The sequence below is a fragment of the Methylobacterium symbioticum genome, from assembly GCF_902141845.1.
GTDB lineage: Bacteria > Pseudomonadota > Alphaproteobacteria > Rhizobiales > Beijerinckiaceae > Methylobacterium > Methylobacterium symbioticum.
This window is the reverse complement of the sequence record NZ_CABFPH010000219.1, coordinates 1-2003: the sequence shown is the minus strand read 5'-3', so window position 1 is coordinate 2003 and position 2003 is coordinate 1. Positions and strand designations below refer to the sequence as shown.

Here is a 2003-nt window from a genome sequence, read left to right as displayed (position 1 = left end):
CCGGATGCCATCGACCGCCTGCCGGCGTCGCTCGGGGGCTACAAGTTTCCCGCGGCAACGTCCGCCAGCACCTGCTTCTCCAAAGATAGATCGGCCACCAGACGACGAAGCCGGGCGTTCTCGCGCTTCAGGTCTTTCATCTTCCTGGCCTGGTCAACCTGGAGGCCACCGTACTCCTTGCGCCAGCGTGAGTCGCTCTGCTCGGAGATCTCTGCCTCCTTAGCTGAGCCAGCGCCAAGTTCTTGCCCTGGGCTGTCTGCACCTCGATCTGGCGCAGCATCAGCACGACCTGCTCCGCGCTCGTCTTCTGACCTCGCCGCATGTCCGACTCCTCCGGTCCTGGCTGATCCTCTCAATCAGCCCGGTCCAAAGCCAGCCGGTCAGGTCACTGGGGGCATACGACTGTCGGCTTGCCGGAAGGTTGCGCCGGTCATTGCGATCGGTGCGCAAAAAGGAACTGCCCAGATCCCCTCAGCCCATCCACGGTCATCGATAACGTCGATGTCGGCTATCAAGCGCATCTGTTTGAATGATGATGCGTTGCAACGCAAATAACCCCTCGAAGCGGGGCATCAGCCCTGAAGGTCCAGAGGGATCAAGATCATGACCGTCCGAACTTTCATCCTCGCTGCCATCGCCTCCGCCACCACCGTCGGTTCGGCCGCCGCAGGCGAGCACGTCGACGTCACCCCGACGCTCTACCGTGAGCAGGCTCGCGCTACCGCATCCGTGCGTCCAGCCTCCGAGCTGACGACCACGCCGCGTCTCGTCCCCGCATCATCTGCCAGTTCCCAGGTAATCGCCGAGGCAACCGCTCGCTAAAATAGCCCGGTCGTGCAGGCCGGGATCGTTAGCCTGTTCGACCGCGCTCCGAGAGCAGTCTCAAGGAGCGCGGCTCAATGTCACCTGAGCCGGCTCTAGGTGGTAGTTACTTGCCACTATCACAACAGCCATTATTGAGGTGCGCAGAATATATATTCTTATGGTGTCGGCTTTCGAAAGACCTAACTTTTCCAAGTAACAACTAAATACAGCTATAAAATTATTCTATCGAATTCACTGCATATAGTGTTTTCCAAGTCCTCCGGATGATAGCTCTATCACGTAGCCAATACGGGCGTTTTTATTCTCGTCGCCGTTCCATGATCTCGGCGCGATAGCATTGGAAGCCGTTTTGATTTCTTTCAGAAATTGTTTTTTCTGACTGTCTATCAAACTTGACGCAAGTACAAATCCGGTCTTGAGACCCTTATTGTATGCTTCGACCCTGATTGCGTCCGTTCTTTCATCGAAGCTGTTGATCTTTATGACATTTCCTCGGCCAAAATGATCTGCGACCTGTTTTCCGGACCAGCCAAGCAATCCTGTTACGAAACCCTGTGAAAAGCCCGATGCAACATTCTCATTTTCCACAAGCTCACGAGCCTCGGCATAGCCAGATCCAAGAGCCATTCCTACGCCGACAAGGCCAATGATTGGTCCTCCAACGCTTGCGGCAAGTCCAGCGTATCCCGCAAGTGCACCGCCTCCTAGTACGCCTACCCCATGGCCGCCTACGTGCGCGATCTCCATTCCCGTTGCCGCAGCTTCGGTAAGGGCAATACCGATATGCACACCATCTCCATGAGATTTGGTGCGTATACCGTTTTTGGATAGGAACTCCTTCAAGCCGGACATTTTCGCCTCCAATCCTTGTAATTTACGTGAGCGCAAAAGTTACGCCACGCGATCGGATCATATACGAAGTAGCCAAGTTTTATGTGATAAAGCTCACAGGCTGTATCTTATGACGATTGATATTCATTATTCATCTCCAGGCACTCTGGTGCGATCAACCTAGTTGTGCCGTCGGTGGCTACTGTCTGGATCTCAGGTATTGGTCCTGATTGAGGAAAGGAGTGTGGTCACGCAGTCCTGCGCCAGTCAGCACCGCTCCTGGGAGCGCCGACCCAACCAGTACGGGCGCGCCTGCCGGGCTCAGGTCGAGATCGAGGGCGAGGATC

At 55.5% G+C, this 2003-nt stretch carries 1 protein-coding gene and 1 pseudogene; both read right to left on the bottom strand.

Features of this window, described 5'->3' with window-relative positions:
- Nucleotides 1–322, bottom strand: a pseudogene (locus tag MET9862_RS28915) (transposase); the annotation flags it as partial.
- Nucleotides 323–1056: 734 nt separating this feature from the next.
- A complete protein-coding gene (locus MET9862_RS28905) occupies nucleotides 1057–1677 on the bottom strand; it encodes a hypothetical protein (protein ID WP_142586303.1) in 621 nt (206 codons plus the stop codon).
- Nucleotides 1678–2003 lie beyond the last annotated feature (326 nt).

What these genes read in the sequence shown, in the direction of transcription:
- MET9862_RS28905 (WP_142586303.1), bottom strand. Translation starts at nt 1,677, where the DNA reads ATGTCCGGCTTGAAGGAGTTCCTATCCAAAAACGGTATACGCACCAAA.